General features: G+C 73.6%; 2 protein-coding genes. Both read left to right on the top strand.

Annotated features, from left to right (window positions below):
* On the top strand, positions 1–1,453 hold a 1,453-nt coding region (locus tag AF1_RS32385; RefSeq protein ID WP_157419423.1), incomplete at its 5' end, for a type I polyketide synthase.
* A 48-nt stretch (positions 1,454–1,501) separates the two neighbouring features.
* Positions 1,502–2,025 (top strand): beta-ketoacyl synthase N-terminal-like domain-containing protein (locus tag AF1_RS32380; protein WP_174548919.1); only part of this gene is annotated, 524 nt, incomplete at its 3' end.

Raw genomic sequence — 2,025 nt, 5'->3', positions numbered from 1 at the left:
CCCCCTTTCCGGTGACGGTGTCGGCCGCGTGCTCGGTGCGGTGCTGGCCGCCGGTGAGCCGCAGGTCGCGGTGCGCGGCACGGCGTTGTCCGTCCCGCGCCTCGCCCGCGCCGGTGACCGGACCGCGGACGGTCCCGCGGTGTTCGGTCCGGGCGGGACGGTGCTCGTCTCGGGCGCGGGCACGCTGGGCGGCCTCGTGGCGCGGCATCTCGTCGCCCGCCACGGCGTGCGGCGTCTCGTCCTGGCCAGCAGGCGGGGCCCCGACGCCGACGGCATGGCGGACCTGGTCGCCGACCTCACCGGGCAGGGCGCGGAGGTGTCGGCCGTCGCCTGCGACATGTCCGACCGGGACCGGGTGGCCGCCCTGCTGGCATCCGTGCCCGCCGAGCACCCCCTGACCGCCGTGGTGCACACGGCGGGTGTCCTGGACGACGGCGTGATCGGGACGCTCACCCCGGAACACCTGGCCAGGGTGTTCGCGCCCAAGGTCGACGCGGTACGGCATCTCGACGAGCTGACCCGCGGGCTCGGCCTCGGCGCGTTCGTCGTGTTCTCGTCCGGGTCCGGCGTCTTCGGGGCGGCGGGCCAGGGCAACTACGCGGCGGCCAACGCGTTCCTGGACGCGACGATGTCGAACCGCCGGGCGGCCGGCCTGCCGGGCCTGTCGCTGGCGTGGGGCTTGTGGGAGCAGGCCACCGGCCTGACCGCGCACCTCGGCGGGGCCGACCGGGCACGCATGGGCCGCGGCGGTGCGGTGGCGATGACGGCGGCCGAGGGCATGGCGCTGTTCGACGCCGCCGTGGGATCCGAGCGGGCGCTGCTGGTGCCGGTCAAGCTGGACCTGCGGGAGGTGCGCGCGGGTGATGCGGTGCCGCACCTGCTGCGCGGTCTGGTCCGCGCCGGACGGCGGCAGGCGCGGGCCGCGTCCCCCGGCGGCGGCCTGGTCGGCAGGCTGGCGGGCCTTGCCGAGGTCGAGCAGGAGGCACTCCTGCTCGACCTGGTCCGCGGCCAGACCGCCGTCGTGCTCGGGCACGACGGGTCCGGCGCGGTGCGGGCGGACACGGCGTTCAAGGACGCCGGGTTCGATTCGCTGACGTCGGTGGAGCTGCGCAACCGGCTCCGTGAGCAGACCGGGCTGAAGCTGCCCGCCACGCTGGTCTTCGACCACCCCACGCCGCTGGCCCTCGCCCGCCACCTGCGTGCCGAGCTCGGCATAAGCGACGACGCGCTGTCCCGTGTGCACGCGAAGATCGAGGACGTCGAGGCGCTGATCAGCGGGCTGCGCCTCGACGAGTCCATGAGGTCCGGTATCACGCTCCGCCTTCAGGGGCTGATGGCCCGGTGCAACGGGGTCCCCGGGCAGGGGGACGCCGCCACGGTGGCGGACCAGCTTGAGTCCGCGTCCGCCGAGGAGGTCCTCGGCTTCATCGACGACGAGCTCGGTCTCGTCTGACACCGGTCTGAGACGCCACGTTCCAGCGAACTTCGTGAGGACAGGAAAATGGCCACGGACGAGAAACTCCTCAAGTACCTCAAGCGCGTCACGGCCGAGCTGCACACCCTGCGCAAGCAGGGCGCTCGGCACGCTGACGAGCCGCTCGCCATCGTGGGAGCGGCGTGCCGCCTGCCGGGAGGCGTGTCCTCACCAGAAGACCTGTGGCGGCTGGTGGCCGCCGGGGGCGACGCCCTTTCCGCCTTCCCCGACGACCGGGGCTGGGACCTGGAGGGCCTGTTCGACCCCGATCCCGATCGCTCGGGCACCTCGTACACCGACCAGGGCGGTTTCCTGCGTGGCGCGGGGCTGTTCGATGCGGGGTTCTTCGGGATCTCGCCGCGTGAGGCGCTGGCGATGGACCCGCAGCAGCGGTTGCTGCTGGAAACGTCGTGGGAGGCACTGGAGGACGCCGGTGTCGATCCGGTGTCGTTGAAGGGCACCGATGTCGGCGTGTTCTCCGGGGTGTTCACCCAGGGGTACGGCGCCGATGCGATCACGCCGGAGCTGGAGGGGTTCGCGGGCATAGGGTC

The sequence above is a fragment of the Actinomadura formosensis NBRC 14204 genome, assembly GCF_001552155.1.
Classification (GTDB): domain Bacteria; phylum Actinomycetota; class Actinomycetes; order Streptosporangiales; family Streptosporangiaceae; genus Spirillospora; species Spirillospora formosensis.
The sequence above is the reverse complement of the archived record's forward strand: the minus strand, read 5'-3'. Positions and strand labels throughout refer to the sequence as shown.